Origin of the sequence: Hominimerdicola alba, assembly GCF_900109655.1 — a bacterium.
GTDB lineage: Bacteria > Bacillota > Clostridia > Oscillospirales > Ruminococcaceae > Hominimerdicola > Hominimerdicola alba_B.
The window spans coordinates 106,765-123,215 of record NZ_FOAT01000012.1 but is presented as its reverse complement, the minus strand read 5'-3'; the positions used below and the strand labels follow the sequence as shown (position 1 = coordinate 123,215).

The 16,451-nt window shown below is 41.0% G+C and carries 20 protein-coding genes and 2 pseudogenes; 14 read left to right on the top strand and 8 right to left on the bottom strand.

Going from position 1 to position 16,451, the window contains the following annotated elements:
* A partial coding sequence (locus BMY75_RS18835; RefSeq protein WP_139199828.1) for a transposase family protein occupies positions 1-259 on the bottom strand: 259 nt, incomplete at its 3' end.
* Between the two features lie 218 nt (positions 260-477).
* The gene (locus BMY75_RS18040) at positions 478-645 is read right to left on the bottom strand and encodes a hypothetical protein (RefSeq protein WP_170844301.1); all 168 of its coding nucleotides are present in this window, start codon (positions 643-645) and stop codon (positions 478-480) included.
* A gap of 263 nt (positions 646-908) precedes the next feature.
* Here BMY75_RS18040 and BMY75_RS13015 point away from each other — a divergent pair, with 263 nt between their 5' ends.
* The 6 genes and pseudogenes from BMY75_RS13015 to BMY75_RS18035 all read left to right on the top strand — a co-directional run bounded on the left by BMY75_RS13015 (position 909) and on the right by BMY75_RS18035 (position 4,393).
* Positions 909-1,136, top strand: coding sequence for a hypothetical protein (locus tag BMY75_RS13015; protein WP_024858834.1), 228 nt, complete (start codon positions 909-911; stop codon positions 1,134-1,136).
* 168 nt (positions 1,137-1,304) lie between these two features.
* A complete protein-coding gene (locus BMY75_RS18830) occupies positions 1,305-1,529 on the top strand; it encodes a cysteine peptidase family C39 domain-containing protein (protein ID WP_074834447.1) in 225 nt (74 codons plus the stop codon).
* A pseudogene (locus BMY75_RS13005) lies at positions 1,472-1,777 on the top strand (ATP-binding cassette domain-containing protein); the annotation flags it as partial. The gene BMY75_RS18830 and the pseudogene BMY75_RS13005, both read left to right, overlap by 58 nt.
* A 58-nt stretch (positions 1,778-1,835) precedes the next feature.
* A complete protein-coding gene (locus BMY75_RS13000; protein ID WP_074834442.1) occupies positions 1,836-2,747 on the top strand; it encodes an ABC transporter ATP-binding protein in 912 nt (303 codons plus the stop codon).
* Positions 2,744-3,550 carry an ABC-2 transporter permease gene (locus tag BMY75_RS12995; protein ID WP_024858837.1) on the top strand — a complete coding sequence of 269 codons (807 nt, stop codon included), beginning with the start codon at positions 2,744-2,746 and terminating at the stop codon, positions 3,548-3,550. Before BMY75_RS13000 ends, BMY75_RS12995 begins: the two co-directional genes overlap by 4 nt.
* A gap of 21 nt (positions 3,551-3,571) precedes the next feature.
* Complete coding sequence (locus tag BMY75_RS18035; protein WP_024858838.1) at positions 3,572-4,393, top strand: ABC transporter permease; 822 nt, start codon at positions 3,572-3,574, stop codon at positions 4,391-4,393.
* 308 nt (positions 4,394-4,701) lie between these two features.
* On the opposite strand, the pseudogene BMY75_RS12985 reads toward BMY75_RS18035, so the two are convergent.
* Together BMY75_RS12985 and BMY75_RS12980 are read right to left on the bottom strand one after the other, a co-directional pair.
* Positions 4,702-5,115: pseudogene (locus tag BMY75_RS12985) on the bottom strand (transposase); the annotation flags it as partial.
* A gap of 123 nt (positions 5,116-5,238) precedes the next feature.
* Positions 5,239-6,987: a leucine-rich repeat protein gene (locus BMY75_RS12980; protein WP_074834434.1), complete on the bottom strand. Its 1,749-nt coding sequence runs from the start codon at positions 6,985-6,987 to the stop codon at positions 5,239-5,241.
* Between the two features lie 468 nt (positions 6,988-7,455).
* Here BMY75_RS12980 and BMY75_RS17520 point away from each other — a divergent pair, with 468 nt between their 5' ends.
* Positions 7,456-8,514 carry a GNAT family N-acetyltransferase gene (locus tag BMY75_RS17520; protein WP_081350550.1) on the top strand — a complete coding sequence of 353 codons (1,059 nt, stop codon included), beginning with the start codon at positions 7,456-7,458 and terminating at the stop codon, positions 8,512-8,514.
* 277 nt (positions 8,515-8,791) lie between these two features.
* Entirely contained in the window at positions 8,792-10,309 is a 1,518-nt protein-coding gene (locus BMY75_RS12965; protein ID WP_074834432.1) for a BspA family leucine-rich repeat surface protein, read from the top strand.
* On the opposite strand, the gene BMY75_RS12960 is transcribed toward BMY75_RS12965, so the two are convergent.
* From BMY75_RS12960 to BMY75_RS12945, 4 genes are all read right to left on the bottom strand, one after another.
* Complete coding sequence (locus BMY75_RS12960) at positions 10,245-10,931, bottom strand: amidoligase family protein (RefSeq protein ID WP_074834430.1); 687 nt, start codon at positions 10,929-10,931, stop codon at positions 10,245-10,247. The two genes, BMY75_RS12965 and BMY75_RS12960, sit on opposite strands and share 65 nt — an antisense overlap.
* 370 nt (positions 10,932-11,301) lie before the next feature.
* Complete coding sequence (locus BMY75_RS12955; RefSeq protein ID WP_074834427.1) at positions 11,302-12,348, bottom strand: site-specific integrase; 1,047 nt, start codon at positions 12,346-12,348, stop codon at positions 11,302-11,304.
* 36 nt (positions 12,349-12,384) lie between these two features.
* Positions 12,385-12,876, bottom strand: a complete 492-nt coding sequence (locus BMY75_RS12950; RefSeq protein ID WP_139199824.1) for an SH3 domain-containing protein — start codon at positions 12,874-12,876, stop codon at positions 12,385-12,387.
* Between the two features lie 149 nt (positions 12,877-13,025).
* On the bottom strand, positions 13,026-13,712 hold the full coding sequence (locus BMY75_RS12945) for a helix-turn-helix domain-containing protein (RefSeq protein WP_242940239.1): 687 nt from the start codon (positions 13,710-13,712) through the stop codon (positions 13,026-13,028).
* A 178-nt stretch (positions 13,713-13,890) separates the two neighbouring features.
* Here BMY75_RS12945 and BMY75_RS12940 point away from each other — a divergent pair, with 178 nt between their 5' ends.
* Genes BMY75_RS12940 through BMY75_RS12915 form a run of 6 tightly spaced genes read left to right on the top strand, consistent with a single transcriptional unit; the run spans position 13,891 to position 16,451 of the window.
* Positions 13,891-14,097: a helix-turn-helix domain-containing protein gene (locus BMY75_RS12940; protein ID WP_002849641.1), complete on the top strand. Its 207-nt coding sequence runs from the start codon at positions 13,891-13,893 to the stop codon at positions 14,095-14,097.
* 43 nt (positions 14,098-14,140) lie between these two features.
* The gene (locus tag BMY75_RS12935) at positions 14,141-14,383 is read left to right on the top strand and encodes a hypothetical protein (RefSeq protein ID WP_074834422.1); all 243 of its coding nucleotides are present in this window, start codon (positions 14,141-14,143) and stop codon (positions 14,381-14,383) included.
* Complete coding sequence (locus BMY75_RS12930) at positions 14,352-14,957, top strand: hypothetical protein (protein WP_074834419.1); 606 nt, start codon at positions 14,352-14,354, stop codon at positions 14,955-14,957. Before BMY75_RS12935 ends, BMY75_RS12930 begins: the two co-directional genes overlap by 32 nt.
* 6 nt (positions 14,958-14,963) lie before the next feature.
* Positions 14,964-15,620, top strand: coding sequence for a helix-turn-helix domain-containing protein (locus tag BMY75_RS12925; RefSeq protein ID WP_074834417.1), 657 nt, complete (start codon positions 14,964-14,966; stop codon positions 15,618-15,620).
* 14 nt (positions 15,621-15,634) lie between these two features.
* Complete coding sequence (locus tag BMY75_RS12920; RefSeq protein ID WP_074834414.1) at positions 15,635-15,859, top strand: helix-turn-helix domain-containing protein; 225 nt, start codon at positions 15,635-15,637, stop codon at positions 15,857-15,859.
* A gap of 28 nt (positions 15,860-15,887) precedes the next feature.
* On the top strand, positions 15,888-16,451 hold the full coding sequence (locus tag BMY75_RS12915) for a hypothetical protein (protein ID WP_074834412.1): 564 nt from the start codon (positions 15,888-15,890) through the stop codon (positions 16,449-16,451).

The window sequence follows — 16,451 nt, the reverse complement described above, 5'->3', positions numbered from 1 at the left end:
CAAAAGTACTATGTCTGCACTCAGGATTTATGCATTTCATTTTACGTGTGGTCACTATAAGGATTGTCTTCCGGTCAGAGATAGGTAGATCCTGTATTTCTCGCGTATGATAAGAATGCACTCTACCGGTCATCGTTCCACAGTATGGGCAGCATAATTTTTCCAGAGTTGAAGTTATATATAAAATGATTTCTGAATCGGTAATACGTGTATCACACAGTCTGTAGTTTCTATCCAATGAACTGATTACAGCATTCATTTCGCATCCCTCCGATAGTATTTGACATCTATATTATATCACTTTAATGATTTAATGTCAACTAACATTGGAAAGAACCGTATAAACCTCCGCACCTACCCCACCAATATCTAAAGAAGTATAATAAACTCCAAACAACTCCATAGTTCAAATATACTTTGTTTATTTTTCTGAATAAAAGAAAAGACCCCACATAAAGTGAGGTCAGATAAGTTGGATCATGCGGGAGTAAATGTGCAGCCGGCTCTTTCACAAGCAGCTTTCATTTCTTCGATCTCTTTTTCTCTTCTTTTTCTTCTCCAGTATTCCTCATAATGTTTAGTACCGGGTTCAAAAACCGTTTTGACATAATCATAATGAGAATTTTCAGGAGGAAGAGTAGTCATCGGCAGTTTTTCTTTAAGTTCTACTTGTTCAGATTCAATAACCGACTAATCATTTGATAATTTAACAGAATAATTATCACGTTAATATGATTAATAATTTGCATCCGTTTCCTTATTAAGTGGATTATATAAAAAGTCACATTTTCCCAAATATAATTATATTAAACTGTTGACATCAAAAACAAAATTGTGTATAATTAATTATAGAATAAGCGCTGCAGCTGTTTTATTCGATATTTTATATAATTAAAAGGAGTTTAATTATGAAAAAGTTGAATGAATCAGAAATGAAAACGTTTAATGGCGGCTACGGATCGGGTTGGGCAGAGGCAGGAGATGAGTATCTACCAGTCAAAGATTATCGAGCTGGTGATGAACGTGACCACAGCGGAAGCTATAAAGAACATTGGTGGAGTGGATATATTTCTTATATAGTTTATCATCATGCTGGTGGGAATGGAGAAGCAAGCTACAACTATAGAACAGCATAAAATGCAGTTTTAATAAAGTTGTCTAACTACGGATAGTATATAGTTTAAATTCATAAATATCCGATCGACACAGCGATGATGTATGGACTGCTGTCAGATATTTTTTCTGACAGCAGTCCATCATATTAAAAATATATAATTAGTGTTCTTTGAAAGTGAGCAATTAGAATGAAATATCCCCATATAAAGCAACATGATGAAAAAGATTGCGGCGCGGCCTGTCTTTGTATGATATCTGAATATCATGGATTAAAGATTCCGATTGCAAAAGCAAGGTCGCTTATCAAGGTTGACAATATAGGAGCAAACGTATATGGATTGGTTGATGGAGCCCAAACGGAAAGAATCTCTCCGGCGGACAAAGACAAAGACTTGCAATTGCCAGAGCTTTGATAAGAAAACCTGATATACTGATCATGGACGAAGCAACAAGTAATCTTGATACGATATCTGAAAAGATGATCCGAGATATAATTGACTCGTTACCCAAAGATATTACCATTCTGATAATCGCACACAGACTTAAAACTGTAATGAATTGTGATAATATATGTGTTGTTAAAGATGGAAGGATTGTCGAAGAGGGTAAGCACGATCAATTATTGGCACAAAATGGTTATTACTCGCAAATATGGGGTTGAATAAATTGTCGTAACACTCAACTCTTATTTGGCAGACGAAAGGAAATGAAAGATCGATATGGAATATGTTTTGAAAGCTGAATCACTTGAAAAAAAATACAGAGGGTATACTGCTCTTGATGGCTTTATTATGAATGTACCTAAAGGCTCGATTTATGGATTTGTGGGAAAAAACGGTGCAGGTAAAACTACGCTTATTCGTCTTATTTGTGGCTTGCAGAAGCCAACTTCGGGAAGTTTTGAAATATACGGAGTCAGGAATAATGACAAAAAGATACTGGAACAGCGTAAGCGCATAGGTGCTGTTGTGGAAACTCCTTCAATATACCCGGGACTTACTGCTTATGAAAACTTGAAAATGCAGTATATGACTTTAGGTCTGTCAGACTACAAAAGTATACCTGATCTTCTGAAATTGGTCGGGCTTGAAAATACAGGCAAAAAAACAGCACGTAATTTCTCGCTTGGTATGAAACAACGACTAGGTATCGCTGTTGCTTTGTGCGGAGCTCCTGATATGCTGATACTGGACGAGCCAATAAACGGACTTGATCCTCAGGGGATCATTGAAATGAGAGAGTTGATAATCAAGCTTAATCGTGAGAAAGGGATAACTGTTCTCATATCTTCGCATATTCTCGACGAACTTTCAAGACTTGCCACACACTATGGTTTTATTGATAATGGGAAACTTATCCGTGAAATGAGTGCTGAAGAACTTGAAAAAGAATGCCGCAGATCAACACATATAGAGGTAACGGATTCATCCTGTCTTTCTTCTGTACTGGATAATATGGGCTTTGAATATAAGATCACAGACGAGCATAATGTTGATATATTTGGCAGGCCCAATATATCACAGCTTACAAAAGCACTAATGCCATCAGGATGCGATATAATATCGGTTAATGAAAACGATGAGGATCTTGAAAGCTTTTTCATTTCGCTTATCGGAGGCAGCAAATCATGATAAAGCTTATGAAAACAAATTTTTACAAGATGTTCCACAGCTGGTCATTTTGGTTGACTTTGCTTCTGATGCCGTTTATAAATATCATGACAATGATTACAAAAAACGAGGAGTATTCAGGTAGGGTAAAAGAATCGATATATGACAAATGGTCTGTTATTCAATGCCCTGAAACATGTTTTACACATCTTTCTTCTTTTGTATTTATCGCAGTTTTGCTGATTGGTATGATTATAGGAGATGAATATTCATCGGGAGCTATACGTAACAAACTCGTGGCAGGTTATTCTCGTATACAATTGTATACGGGCTATCTGCTGACAAGTATTGTTGAATGTTTTTTAGTACATATTATCTGTACGGTAGTTTGTTATGGTATATGCTGTACTTTATATGGATATGACGGGTATTTTCTCACTTTCGTATCCATGTTGGTACGTTCACTTGCACCTGCTGCAGCACTTTGTGTATTAACATTGTTCTGTATTGTAGCCGCAGGAAATCGTATTATAGGTATGGTAGCTGCAATTTTGGGTGATTTGATAATATGTCTATGCTATTCTGCAAATTTAAGTGTATATGCCAGACTTGATGATAGTGAGATAAGTGAGTTCTCACATAAACTATACATTATTATAGACTCGCTTCTTCCATCATTTTACTGTGGATGGTTCGTTGATCCTGTTGATAAGGCAATTGATTTGAGAACTGCTATCCAGCCTTCCTGCGGCTGGTGCATGATCACAATGGCATTCTTCTGTGTTATTGGTTATATTGTATTTGTAAAAAAGGATATGAAGTAAACATCGGAGGGCTAAAATTACATGTCAAAATTATTAAAAGCAAATTTCTATAAGTTATTTCACAGCAAAGTTTATTGGATCTGCCTTTTGCTAATGTCTTTTTTTAACATCTATAATGCTGTTGCAAGTGATTCGTTGCTCGTATTGCATAAAGTTCACGGAAAAAACAGCGATTATTGGATGGGCTGGAGCTTTATGGAAATATCGACCTATTTAGCTCACTTATGGTATATTTCGTATATAATCATTGCAGTAACAATACTTTGCGTAGGCGATGATTATTCTTCGGGTGCATTGCGAAATAAAATTCTGGCAGGTCATTCAAGGTTTAAAATATTCCTAGGCTATTTTATTACATCTTATGTCGGGGCAATGCTGATACATATTGCAAGCGAAGTTTTAGGTTTGAGCTACTGCCTCGTAAGGTTCGGACTGGAATTTTATCATATAACCTCAGAAAGTGTAAAAAGTTCCCTGGATCTGTGTATACATCTAAACATTTCTGCAGTAGTTGCTATAGCTACATTTGTTGGAATCTCTCTTTTATGCATGATAGTAACAGCAAGAAGAGTACCTGCGCTTGCGATTGCTTTGGGATTGAATATATTAGCAAGCCAGTATGTTGAAAACAAAATGTATAATGTTATCATGTATCACGGAAAAGATCTGCAGTCAGATAAAAAAGCATTGATGTTATTATCAATAGATCCGAATGGTCTCATAAAATCAAATATGGTAGAGTGGAATAATTATCATACTGCCTGCATATTGTGTTGCCTGTTAACATTATGCGCGGTTCTAACACTTGGGATAATAGTAATGAAAAACAGAGATCTGAAATAGATGAAAAACAATATGAAGTAAATAGTGAAAAGCAGCAGTGAGTCAATCCCAAATTCTGTGTAAACGAAAAATAGTGCAATAAAAGAGTGTATGATGAGACCGATTGTGAAAGCAGTCGGTCTTATCTGCATATTAGCACATGATTATTTGATTGTCAAGATAAAAGTATTATTCGGGTATTCTGTCTCCGTAATAGATCACAAGCTGAGCATAGATACTGCTCCAGTCCTGACGACGCCCCGTCCACTTTTTCGTGATGTCCTTCATAGCCAGATACAGCATCTTGAAAAGGCTGTCATCTGTAGGAAATAGATGCTTTCAAGCGGTCTTTGCTGCCATTCCTTGGCTGCGGGAAGCACTTTATCGGTTATGCGGCTGACAGTAGTATCGGATATCTCAAGACCGTAAATGTCACGAATATGATCCTCAATATCAGACGTTGACATACCTTTGGCATACATTGAGATGATCTTGTTCTCCATATCCTGAGATATGCTTGTCTGATTCTTAGGCAGAATCTTAGGCTCAAATTCGCCGTTCCTGTCACGAGGAACTTCAATATCAACCTTACCCATACTGGTACGAAGAGTTTTCTTGCTGTGACCGTTACGACTGTTGTCGGTAGCCTTGTTCTTAACGTCATACGGCTCGTATCCAAGCTCGGAATCAAGCTCTGATTCAAGGCTGCCTTCCATAAATCCGGCAAGTGCCTCCTTGAAAAGTTACCTTACAAAAATGATTATGGAAAAAGTTGTAGACAATTTTAAAGACATTTACTAAACGTAAAAATCTCCTATGGAACAATGATCCATAGGAGATTTTTCTATCAGAAGAAATACGTGTATTTATTCTGTCAGTAATTTTTTGCCTTTGATGTGAGCTGCAATTTTAGTTATGTCAGTAACATTTATCTTGCCGTCATTATTAACGTCGGCAAATTTCTGAGCATAATAATCAAGAAGCTTTTTGCCTTTTATATGTGCTGCCACCTTAGTTATGTCAGTGACGTTTATTACACTATCTGTATTTACATCTCCAATCATAAGCGGCTTAAACACACGTGAATCGGTATCTTCATTTAGTATATAGGAATAAGGGTTTATATATGCATATTTATTTGAATACGCTTCTGCCGTACTGCCTTTATAGCCTAAAATATACTTGAAATCAAGTGCGTATGCCATAGCATATATATTTACATATTCTATCTGTTCGATTTCACAGTCCTTTGAGTATATGATAACCGTTGATTTTTCTTTATGATTGACTAGACCCGAAAATGCTCCATCACCTATAAATTTAACATTTTCAGGAATAATTACTTTAGTTAAACCTTTACAGCCTTTAAATGCTTTTGATCCTATATATTTTAAACCATTAGGGAAGTTTACCGTTTTTATTCCGGAATTTTCAAATGCACTTGGGTAGATAGCTTCGAGGCTTTCGGGAAGTAGTATTTTATCTTTTTTCTGACCTGCAAAAGCATTTGAACCTATGTATTTCAGTGTAGAGGGGAGCTTGAATTCGGCAGTTACGGGTATCCCGGGAGAATCAGCTATACCGAGGGTACCTTCTCGAATGCCTATATAAGATGGGTTATTGCCATTGATTTTATAAAGCCAGTTTCCAAGATAAAGTGCCTTTTCAGCTGATGAGTCAAATTGCTTTTCAAACGGTGTATTCTTGAATGCTCCGTTTCCCAGTCTTTCAAGAGAATCAGGAATAACTACTTGTTCTGATATCGAACATCCATCAAAAGCATTATGAGATAATGTACGGAGACCATCATTCAAAGTAACACCTTGCAATCTCTTGTTTCCACTAAAAGCAAAGGCACCGATTCCTTTTACGTTTCCGGGAATATCAATATCTAATGCCTTTACAGTATCATTAACATTATCACTAAAAGCATTACTGAATGCATAATCGTCTATATACAGATCATTTTCAGTAGGCAGTTCCAGACTTGTAAGTTTCATCTCAGCTTCATTAAAAGCACCATAATTAATGTATTTGAGAGTATTGGGGAAAACTATATTTTCTATACTTTTAGTTCTGTAAAAAAGATCTATTCCTACTATCAGCTTTTTGAAGGCTTCTGTACCTATTCCTACACATCCATCCGGAATGACAAGTTCAGTAATATCTTCACCTTTCTTTGAAAAATCAACTACCCAGTTATCTACCATTATTAACTCATTAGATTTTTCCTTTATCTGGCTGTTAAACAGTTCAGTCCCGGTAAATGCGTTTCTGCCTATAAATTCAAGGCTATCGGGGAGATCTACCTCCTTTAGATTTGCACAGCCGTTAAAAGCATTATTGCATAGTGAAGTAATGCCTTCACTGATAACGACTTTTTCAATAAACGTATCACCTTTAAAAGGTGAATCGTAATTTCCTGCAGCATCAGTGTTTAAAAGTTTTCCATGTCCGGTTATAGTAACCGTTGCTGTATCATAGTCAATAACATAACTTGCGTTATTTCCCCACTGTTTCGTTTCTGAAATATCCGCATAAGTCGTTATGTTCATTAAATTTGTGCTCAGCATCAATGCTGAAGCAAGTCCTGAAATCGTTTTTTTGAATTTCATTAGATCACCTCCTACTATAAATTATAACACAAAGTCAAATCGAAAACAAGACTATATTTTAACAAAACAATCGTCGAATGTTTGCGTATATTACGGCGCACAAACTAACTGTTATTGATTTTGCACCATTACTATGGTATAATGATAATGCAAATTTAGAAGGGGGATAGCAGTTAAGCGATATTTATCTCAAATTAACTGCTTAATATCGTAAGACTTGCTGTAAACCACTCTCGTAGCCCTTATACATTATCATATATACTTTAAAAACGGTGAAAATGAGATTTGAATTTATCAAATCGATAAGAAATCTTATCTAAGAGATTATCTTTTTATCATTAAAAATCAAGGTATTCATTGTTTGGTGGAGGCCTTATTTATATATCGAGGAAAAAATATACAAACAAGCAGTAAGTGCTGTTTAGGGATAACACAGATCTTTCGGAAATTAACCAGGAGGAATGAAATATGGATGCAATTGCAGAGATTCGTGCGCTAGCCGAAGAATATGCGATGTGCGGCGGGAATGAACGCAGTGACGGCACAAAGTTTGAACTGTTTGCGCCGCCTGCTACAGTAGAACAGGTACGTGCTTTCGAGCAGGAGATGCATATTACGCTGCCGAATGATTTTGTACGCTATCTCACTGAACTTGGTAACGGCGGTATCGGTCCGGATTACGGTATCTGGTCGCTGGATAAAATGCGTGAGAATAATCCGTATGCGCCCAAAATCGGAGATTTGCTGCCGATGATCGGCGGTGGGCTTTCCGCGGAAGCATGGAAGGCATTTGCGCAGGAGGCAGAAGCTGCGGAAGATGAAGAACCGTTTGAGCAGCGACTAGTCGCTGGAGGAATTTTCATTAGTACACCGGGTTGCACAATGGATACACTGCTGATGTGTAAAGGTGCGGCGGCAGGCGGTGTTGTAACCATTGATTTTGACTTTCTTTCATATTATGACAAACCTATGGAGCGCAGTTTCTCATTTGCTGACTGGATGATTGAGGGATTGCATGATAAGATCGCATATCGTAAAAATGGCATATATATCAATCAGGTCACGAGGTATAATGAAAACGGTCTCGGCATGGCAGGCGAGAAGCTGACAGATCTTCTGATAGAGCTGCGTATTGCACAGCTGATCGAAGAAGGCGATGTAAATGCAGCTACCTTAGCACCGGAGATACGCGCTTTCTATGAGCGTGCATTCGGGAACGGAACATTCCGTATGTGGATTGCGATGAGTGGCAGGAATGTGATCGGTACAGTCGGGCTGACACTAACCGAAAAGCCGCCCTATTCTGCTAATCCGACCGGTAAGATAGGAGTGCTTTCGAGTATGTATATTGCACCTGAATTCCGGCGACGCGGAATTGCAAAGTGCTTGCTAGGGTATGTCATTCGCTGGGCAAGGCGAAATGGAATAGGTACCATTCATATCACTGCCTCGGAACAAGGTATGAAGCTTTACGAGTCGTGCGGATTCACACACAATGAAAGGTTTATGAAGTATGATCTGTTGTAAGTACTTCTTGTAAAACCTATATATGAGAACCAAGCTAAACTCCCAGGGCTTTATTATTTTCATATAATATCATTGTCAATACCCATTTGGATTATTTCGCACATAATTTTTATATGCTGTCAAAAATACACATTAATATACTTTTCTAATATGAATAAATAACAAATGATTAAGAAAATATGTCAAACTTATTGACGATAGTATTTCTGCGTGTTATAATAATTCTGTATTTTATTGATATATTATATCCAACAAAATTGAACGGGAGGGCATATTTATGAAGATGAAAAAAGTTTTAGCAGTAGTGATGGCGTTTTGTATGACAGCGGGTGCGGTCAGCTATGGTGCGCCTGTTATAACACAGAGCATAACTGCACAGGCGGCTGATCTTGAGACAGATTGTTATTATTTTGATGAAGCGACAGGCGCGCTAACGCTAAGAGGAACTGTAGAACGTTATACATTAAGACATTTTAGCAGAAATTACAAGGATACAGTCAAATCGGTGGTCGCTGAAAAGGGTACAATTCTTCCCGAAGATAGCAGCGAACTGTTTTATAATTATATCAATTGTGTTTCTATCGATCTTTCATATGCAGATACAAGCAGTGTCGAAGATATGAGATTCATGTTCTTGGGTTGTTCCGCCATGACCGAACTTGATCTGAGCGGATTTGATACCAGTAATGTAACTGATATGCGTGGTATGTTTGGTAACTGTACAAGTCTGACATCTCTTGATGTAAGTTTGTTTGATACAGGCAAAGTAACAGATATGGTAGATATGTTCTTTTCGTGTAATAGATTGACCACGCTTGATGTAAGTGGATTTGATACAAGCAATGTTGAAAATATGTATTATATGTTCGGGAAATGTTCTGGTTTGACTACGCTCGATGTTAGCGGATTTGATACAAACAAGGTATCAGATATGGCATCTATGTTTTACGGCTGTTCCGGTCTGACATCACTTGATCTGAGCAGTTTTGACACAATCAATGTTAAAAGTATGAATCATATGTTCTCCGGCTGTACCATACTGCCTGCTTTGGATCTGAGCCGATTTGATACTTCAAATGTCACAAACATGGAATATATGTTCGATTTTTGTACCGAGCTAAATACCATTTCTCTAGGTGATAAATTTACCAACATACCCCGAATGGCCGAACTACCCAACGGCGAAGGCTGGGTAAACGCTAAAGATCCCAAAAATATCATCAGCGGTGACGGTAAATATGCAGTTATCGAAAACAGCGGTAAAAACACTTACAAGCGCTTACCTATCGAAGAAGAAACAAAGCCTACCTATCCTACAAACATCAAAGTTGAATACAGTGAGAAATATCGTCAAGTAAGATTTACATGGGACAAAGTCGAAGGTGCTGACAGATACGGTATAGCTGTATATCTTGCAGGCAAGTGGAGAGTGCAGAATCAGAATATAACTGGTACGGTTTACACTTCTCCCAAAAACCTTACCCCTGGCATGACTTACAAAGTAGCAATCGCCGCAAGAGTGAACGGTAAATGGGATACAGCTAACGCTATCAAAAACGCTGTAACTGTTACCGTAAAAGGCAATTCCTATGTCAAGCCTGACATAGAGCTCAAATATAGTTGGGACTTGTATGTTATAGCCGATGAGATCACTATGTATCTCGGACCCGATACAAGCTACGGTAAAGTTACTACTATCCCTAGAAAAACTTTCCTTGATGAACTCGGCATTATGAATGATAATGACAACTGGGCATCTCATAATGACCATGCTGAAAGAACGAGTGCAGATTAAGAGCATGGTACCTAGTCGGATTGTAGTGGTTATAACGGCTGTTTGAAGTCTCGGCATACCACAAGTCACTGATCTTATCCAGAGTTTTTGGCTTTTTTCTGTTTAGCTGTTCAACAAAAGTTCGGTTGATCTTTTTGCAGTAGTTTGATCTTGTGGATGATACCTGAAGAGCGTCCCACAAGAAATCCTCTTTGCTTGACCACAAGTTGACAAGGTTTCTTATCTGCTGCGGCGTGTAGTCCGATGCATCAATATGGATATGAGTACCGCAGTCATAATCAGGTCCTGTTATTGCTCCTGCTTTTCTCAGAGCACGAATGACACTTTGAAGCAGATCGAAGTCCTCATATTCAAGCACAGGGGAGTTAAGCTCTACTTTATAATAGTCACTGGCAAGATCTCCGTTTTTCTTTCGGGCATAGATACTGCTGTCGAAGACTATCTGCCATTTTCTTCCTTTGTCATCACCGACAGTGTATTTGTCGTAGGTGCCGCCCACATGATCTATATCACCCCCAAGAATTTTTTTAATGGCTTTAGCAGCTTCGCACCTTGTTATACCAGTCATCTCGATCTCGATACCAAATTTTCTATTTTTTATCCCATCAAAATTTCCCGGCATTCTTTCACCTCCGTTCTTTAAAATGTTAAAATTAAAAAAGCCCGAATCCGGTGTTTTCACATTTCGTGAAAAGCACCAAATTCGGGCTGAAAAGTTTGTGAAACTTTTTGATGTAAATTTGAGTTGTTTCCCTTCAAAAAAAATCTTTTATTCTTCAGAAAACGCTCCAAAAAAGAGTTCGAATCCTGTCCAAAGGCATTTTATACCAAAAATCATCTTCGGTTTTCATATAAAAAATTTCTGTTTCAGGGCAACAAAAAAGCGCGTAAATACGCGCTTTTAAGTGAAATCATCTTTTTTGACTTCATAGGTTGGCGGAGAAGGAGGGATTCGAAAACTCGCGTATAAGGCTTTAAACCTCGCAGAATCCCTATTTTTCATCGTCTGCGTCCAGTTTCGTGTCCAGTATCTCCGAGAACTTTGCAGACATGGTTTGCGAAATCTCTTTTTTCTTAGCATCGTACAGATGCTGATAGACGTTTTTAATCATGTTCGGTGAGCTCTGCCCCAAACGCTCCATAGCATACTTGTCAGGCACACCCTGAGCAAGCATGAGAGAAGCGTTACCGTGTCTTTGTCCGTGCATCGTGAAGTGAGGGAGACCATTCTGCTCACACAGCTGTTGGAATCGTTTCAGGACAGAGTTCGGTGTCATGGTGCTTATGTACTCAGACTTTCGCTCAGCTCTGTCGAGCCTTGTCTTAAGCACAGCATCAACTTCAAGCACTCGTGTACTAGCTTTTGACTTCGTGGTATCCTTTTCCACAAGCTTATTGTTCTTGTCAGGAACTTTCGCGGCATGAATGCACAGGAACTGTCCGTCATAGTCGGACCATTTGAGGGCGGCGATCTCTGACTGACGCAAGCCCAGGGTGACAGCTATTGTTACCGGGAGCTCCACGTTAGTTCCCTCAACAATGGTCAGTATCTTGGCTATCTCTTGTTCGGTCGGTATGTTCGGCTCGTACTTCTGCTTCTCAGGGAGCTTGATAGCTCGCAGATCTAAGTCAATTCTGTTCTGCCTGAGGGTAGCTGTAACAAGCCCGAATTGGTTACGTATGCCCTTTGGCTTGTACCTCGCTGCATTATCACTTACCCACTTCTGCAAGTCTTTCTCGGTGATATCTTTCAGCTGCATCTTCCCGAAGTCGCCCAGAGCGTTCCGGTAGATTATCATGTACCCTCTGACTGTTGAGGGGCTTAGCACATTTTCCTTCGATTCGATATATTCTTTCACGGCTTCACTGAGCGTTAGTGCTCTCGGTGAGGTCTTTATTTTTCGCTTGGTTTCCCATTCGGCAGCAAGCAGCTTTACTTCTGCTTTGGTCGGAGCGGTGAAGCTCTTCCGGGTGTTGGTGTGTCTGTCGTATACTCTGATACGGTAATTCCCGCTCGGCAGTTTCTCGATCTTAGCCATAATATCACCCGCCTTTGCGTTTCATTCTCGATGTGCTTAGGCTAAGTAGAAGTCATCATCCTCGACAGCGGTATTGTCCTGCACAGGTTCATCAAAGTTAGAAGGATCCTCGTATACCGGTTCATCATATACCGGTTCATCTATCTGTACATTGTCAGACAAGTTCGTCTGGATAAAGCCAACGTCATTGTTCCACTGAATGACGTTCCAGTGTTCGTTTACGTAACCTACGCACACAACTACGTCCCCGGCTTTGATCTCGCCTATCTGCTCAGATTCTATCGTGGGCGCAGCATAGACGTGTCTGCCTGCACCTATCGCAAGGTTTGTAGCAGATGCGCTCGGGTGCCACTCCGTGTTAAACGTGGTGACCTCCGGTTTCTCTTCTGCAGGAGCTGTTGTAGTCTCTGCCTTTGAGCTGTCCTCTGCTTCTGAATCAGGCTCCGATTCAACAGCAGCCGTTGTTGTCGTGGTTTCCTCCGGCTCTGAATCAGGCTCGGATTCAACGGCAGCTGTTGTCGTAGTCACTGTGGTTGTTGTCGTGCTCTGCTGCTTATCGGCAGCACCGGTGCTCGAACCGCACGCCGTAAGGCAGCACGCTAAAATAATAACTGCAAAATACTTTTTCATCATAAAGATACCTCCCTATAATTCTTTCATTGTTCAGATTTTCTTAACTATAAAGCTTTTATGACTTGTTGAACAAGTCCAACTATCTTGACATTGGCGAGCTCCGCACCTTGAAGTATTCTTGGTGGGTACTCAGGATTGAATGAAGTGAGCTCTAACCGCTCTCCGTCAAAGTTCACTCGCTTGACAACGGCATCGTCACCGATCATCACAACAGCTATCCTGCCATTGTCAACACATTCCTGCCTTCGGACAACTATTCTGTCACCATCCTCTATCTTCGGGTACATGGATTGTCCGCGGACTGTGATGCAGATCGTGTCCTCTACATCGAAGTCGTTCTCAATATACAGCGGAATGTATTCCACTATATCGCTGCTTGCGTAAGCTCCGAAGCCTGCTGCAACGCTGTTGAAAACAGGTATCATGTGAATTTTCTCTTGCGGAAGAACAGCAGCAACGTTAGAGCTGACTTTCGTTTCCGGTAGATTATCAGGAGCTCCGTGGTACTCACCTACATCATCTGACTTCAAGGCTAACCACTCAGGGCTGACGTTAAGCTGCTGCGCCATAGCTTCAAGTATAGGCAGCTTGATCTTGGCAACTTTCCCTGCTTCATATCTCTGGATAGTAGACTTGTTGAAGCCTAAAGGACTGCCCAGTGCTTCTTGTGTCATGCCGAGTTCTTCACGGCGCTTCTTTATTCTTTTGCCTATTTCAACGTTCTTTTCCACTAGGTTCACCCCCTTTCATTATAAGCATTATAACACAAAAAATTGCAAAACGCAATATCTTTTTTGAAAAAATAAAAAAAAAGTTGCAAAATGCTATTGACAAATCGAAAAATGTGTGGTATATTAGGAGCATAGAAAGTTGCAAAACGCAACGCAAACAGAAAGGCAGGTGGTAATCGTGGTAAACACAAACAAGATTAAAGGCAGAATGAAAGAGTTGGAGATTACGCAAGCAGATGTCGCTAAATGTCTCGAAATCGCGCAGCCTACAGCTAATCAGAAGATCAACAACGTAAGACCGTTTGATCTGAATGAAGCAGAAAAACTGGCAGAGCTGCTCAACATCGAAGCGGGCGACTTCGGCTTATATTTTTTTGCCCAGTAAGTTGCATTTTGCAACTGATATAAACCGAAAGGAGAATTAAACCATGCTAAAAGCAAAATCAGAACTGTTCAACGGGGGCGCTTCTGTACAGCTTTCGATTAAAGGCTCAACAAAAGACCTGCTCCTGGAACTGAAAGCACTTTGTGTCGGAGTGTTAGGCTCAATCGAATTTCCGAAGAAAACCGGTAGAGAAGCAACGCTCAATGAACGAATCGCGATACTTTGCGATCTTCTATATGCGGAGGGCGAGGACGATGACGAATCGGAAAATAAAAGATTTTCATAAGAATCGCATCCTTTACAACTGCATGACCGAGAACGTGCGAAACCTCTGCCGCATAATGCTAGCACTCAACAAAACCTTTCCGAAGCAGTTCTATCCAAAGCGCATAACCGAATGGTTATCAGCCTACAAAGAGAACTGCACGGAGACCAACAAGCTTGATGCGATAGATGCTTACGACTACAAGCTAGAACAATGGTGTGAAGAATACGGCATTGATACCCAGTGGTGCACCGAGTTCGTAAAGCGTAACTCACCGAGCATCAGATCTCCTCAGAACATCTTAGTTCTCGTGAACAACGTCAAGTTAGCACTTGTTCAGACCTGCTCAGAGTTCGGTCTTGGTGACAAACGACTGCAGGAACTGAAAGCGGCTCTGGAAGAAGAACAGCCGAGAGAGCCCGAGAAAGAACTTGCTAAGTTCGGGCTTGAATATGAGTTTGGTTCGGTCGGTGAGGTAGATTACCGCAGACTTGTACCGGAGAAGAAACAAAAAGTTAACTACGCAGACCTGAAACGTGGCTATGAGGGGCTTGCAGCTCTTAAAGCTTACCAGGACAGCATCATAGGAGGATAGTGAGAAATGACCAACGAACAGAAAAACCAAGTCGCTGCTATGAATGCAGCAGGCATGAGTATAGATGAAATACTCATCGACACAGGACTTGACAGGCAGACAGTCACAGACTTCGTAGCTGAGAGAAATGCCTTGAAAGCCAAGAAGCGGGGCAGAGGTTACGCACCTTCCGCACAGACCAAGCAGGCTATGGTTGAATGGTACCAGAGCGGACACAGCATATGTGCTACTGCTAAGAAGTTCGGCGTTGACCCTAAGACAGTTAAGGGTGCGATAAGCGCGATAACAGGTGTTGATGTTACCACCAAGAGAACTGCTAAGGAAACCACAAAGGAAACCACTAAGGAAACCGTAAAGCCCGCTAAGAAGCCTACTAAAGAAAAAGAGCCCGCCACAGCTGCAACTGCGACAGAGCCCGAGAACAAGAATAACACTGTGCAGAACAACTCTGCACCTATAAAGAATAACACATTTTCAGAGAAATGTCAAGCCCTTAAAGGCGTAGAAGTGATAGGACTTCTGCAGAGCATGATACTTGCGATAGAAGAGAACTTCGGCAGCTGTGCCGAGATCAAGTCCCTCAGGGCTGACAGTAACGATGCCGCTATAACATTCGAGTACGGCGGCGCAGACTACTCCGTATCATTCGGAGCTATGTTCTAAGGCAGGTGTGATGAATGCCTGCTAAGAAGATCACACGTGCAGTGAAGATATGCAGAGCATTCAAGGCTGCACAGATAAGCAAAGGATATACTCAGGCGGATATCGCTAAACGGCTAGGAGTGAACAGATCGACCGTATCACGATGGTATCACAGTCCCGATGAGATGTCAGTCGGCAGCTTCCGCTTACTATGCACGGTACTAGCGATAGAGCCTGCAGATATCCTTGCGATAGATTAAACAAACCAAAAACAGGAGGAAATCAGAAATGGACGTAACAGTTAACATCAACGCTCCCGCGATCGTGGAAGCAATCAACAAGCTCACCGAGACATTCAGTGCGGTGCTCACCAGAGTGCAGGCACCTCAGACAATCGAGGTAGTTAATGCACAGCCTGCACAGATAGCGCAGAACGAAAGCACAGCCCCCATACAGGCACAGCAGACCGCACCGAGTAATGTTACTACTCCCGCGGCTAACGTAGCGCAGAGCGCACCACAGCCCGCGCAGACAGCACCTATACAGCAGACAGCACCTGCACCTGCTGCAACTGCTCAGGCACAGCCCCAGATACAGCAGGCAGCACCCACACCCGCTGCAGTAGCACAGCAGACAGCACCCACAACACCTGCTCCCGCCCCTGCTCCTGCAATCGATGAAGCATACCGCAGCAGAGTGTGCACCGCAGCAGCGAGACTTGTAGAGCAGGGTAAAATGGCAGAAATGCTCGCACTCCTGCAGAACTTCGGTGCCCCCTCGGTGGTACACCTTACCGCTGAACAGCTGCCCGAGTTCGCAGCTAAGATAACAGCACTCGGGGCGGTGATCTGA

Bases quoted from the DNA above. Each gene is read 5' to 3' on its own strand.
- BMY75_RS12930 (WP_074834419.1), top strand. From the start codon at position 14,352: ATGACGAATCGGAAAATAAAAGATTTTCATAAGAATCGCATCCTTTAC.
- BMY75_RS12915 (WP_074834412.1), top strand. From the start codon at position 15,888: ATGGACGTAACAGTTAACATCAACGCTCCCGCGATCGTGGAAGCAATC.
- BMY75_RS18830 (WP_074834447.1), top strand. From the start codon at position 1,305: ATGAAATATCCCCATATAAAGCAACATGATGAAAAAGATTGCGGCGCG.
- BMY75_RS12965 (WP_074834432.1), top strand. From the start codon at position 8,792: ATGAAGATGAAAAAAGTTTTAGCAGTAGTGATGGCGTTTTGTATGACA.
- BMY75_RS12995 (WP_024858837.1), top strand. From the start codon at position 2,744: ATGATAAAGCTTATGAAAACAAATTTTTACAAGATGTTCCACAGCTGG.
- BMY75_RS12980 (WP_074834434.1), bottom strand. From the start codon at position 6,987: ATGAAATTCAAAAAAACGATTTCAGGACTTGCTTCAGCATTGATGCTG.
- BMY75_RS12960 (WP_074834430.1), bottom strand. From the start codon at position 10,931: ATGCCGGGAAATTTTGATGGGATAAAAAATAGAAAATTTGGTATCGAG.
- BMY75_RS13000 (WP_074834442.1), top strand. From the start codon at position 1,836: ATGGAATATGTTTTGAAAGCTGAATCACTTGAAAAAAAATACAGAGGG.
- BMY75_RS12935 (WP_074834422.1), top strand. From the start codon at position 14,141: ATGCTAAAAGCAAAATCAGAACTGTTCAACGGGGGCGCTTCTGTACAG.
- BMY75_RS12920 (WP_074834414.1), top strand. From the start codon at position 15,635: ATGCCTGCTAAGAAGATCACACGTGCAGTGAAGATATGCAGAGCATTC.
- BMY75_RS18035 (WP_024858838.1), top strand. From the start codon at position 3,572: ATGTCAAAATTATTAAAAGCAAATTTCTATAAGTTATTTCACAGCAAA.
- BMY75_RS18040 (WP_170844301.1), bottom strand. From the start codon at position 645: ATGACTACTCTTCCTCCTGAAAATTCTCATTATGATTATGTCAAAACG.
- BMY75_RS12925 (WP_074834417.1), top strand. From the start codon at position 14,964: ATGACCAACGAACAGAAAAACCAAGTCGCTGCTATGAATGCAGCAGGC.
- BMY75_RS12955 (WP_074834427.1), bottom strand. From the start codon at position 12,348: ATGGCTAAGATCGAGAAACTGCCGAGCGGGAATTACCGTATCAGAGTA.
- BMY75_RS17520 (WP_081350550.1), top strand. From the start codon at position 7,456: ATGGATGCAATTGCAGAGATTCGTGCGCTAGCCGAAGAATATGCGATG.
- BMY75_RS13015 (WP_024858834.1), top strand. From the start codon at position 909: ATGAAAAAGTTGAATGAATCAGAAATGAAAACGTTTAATGGCGGCTAC.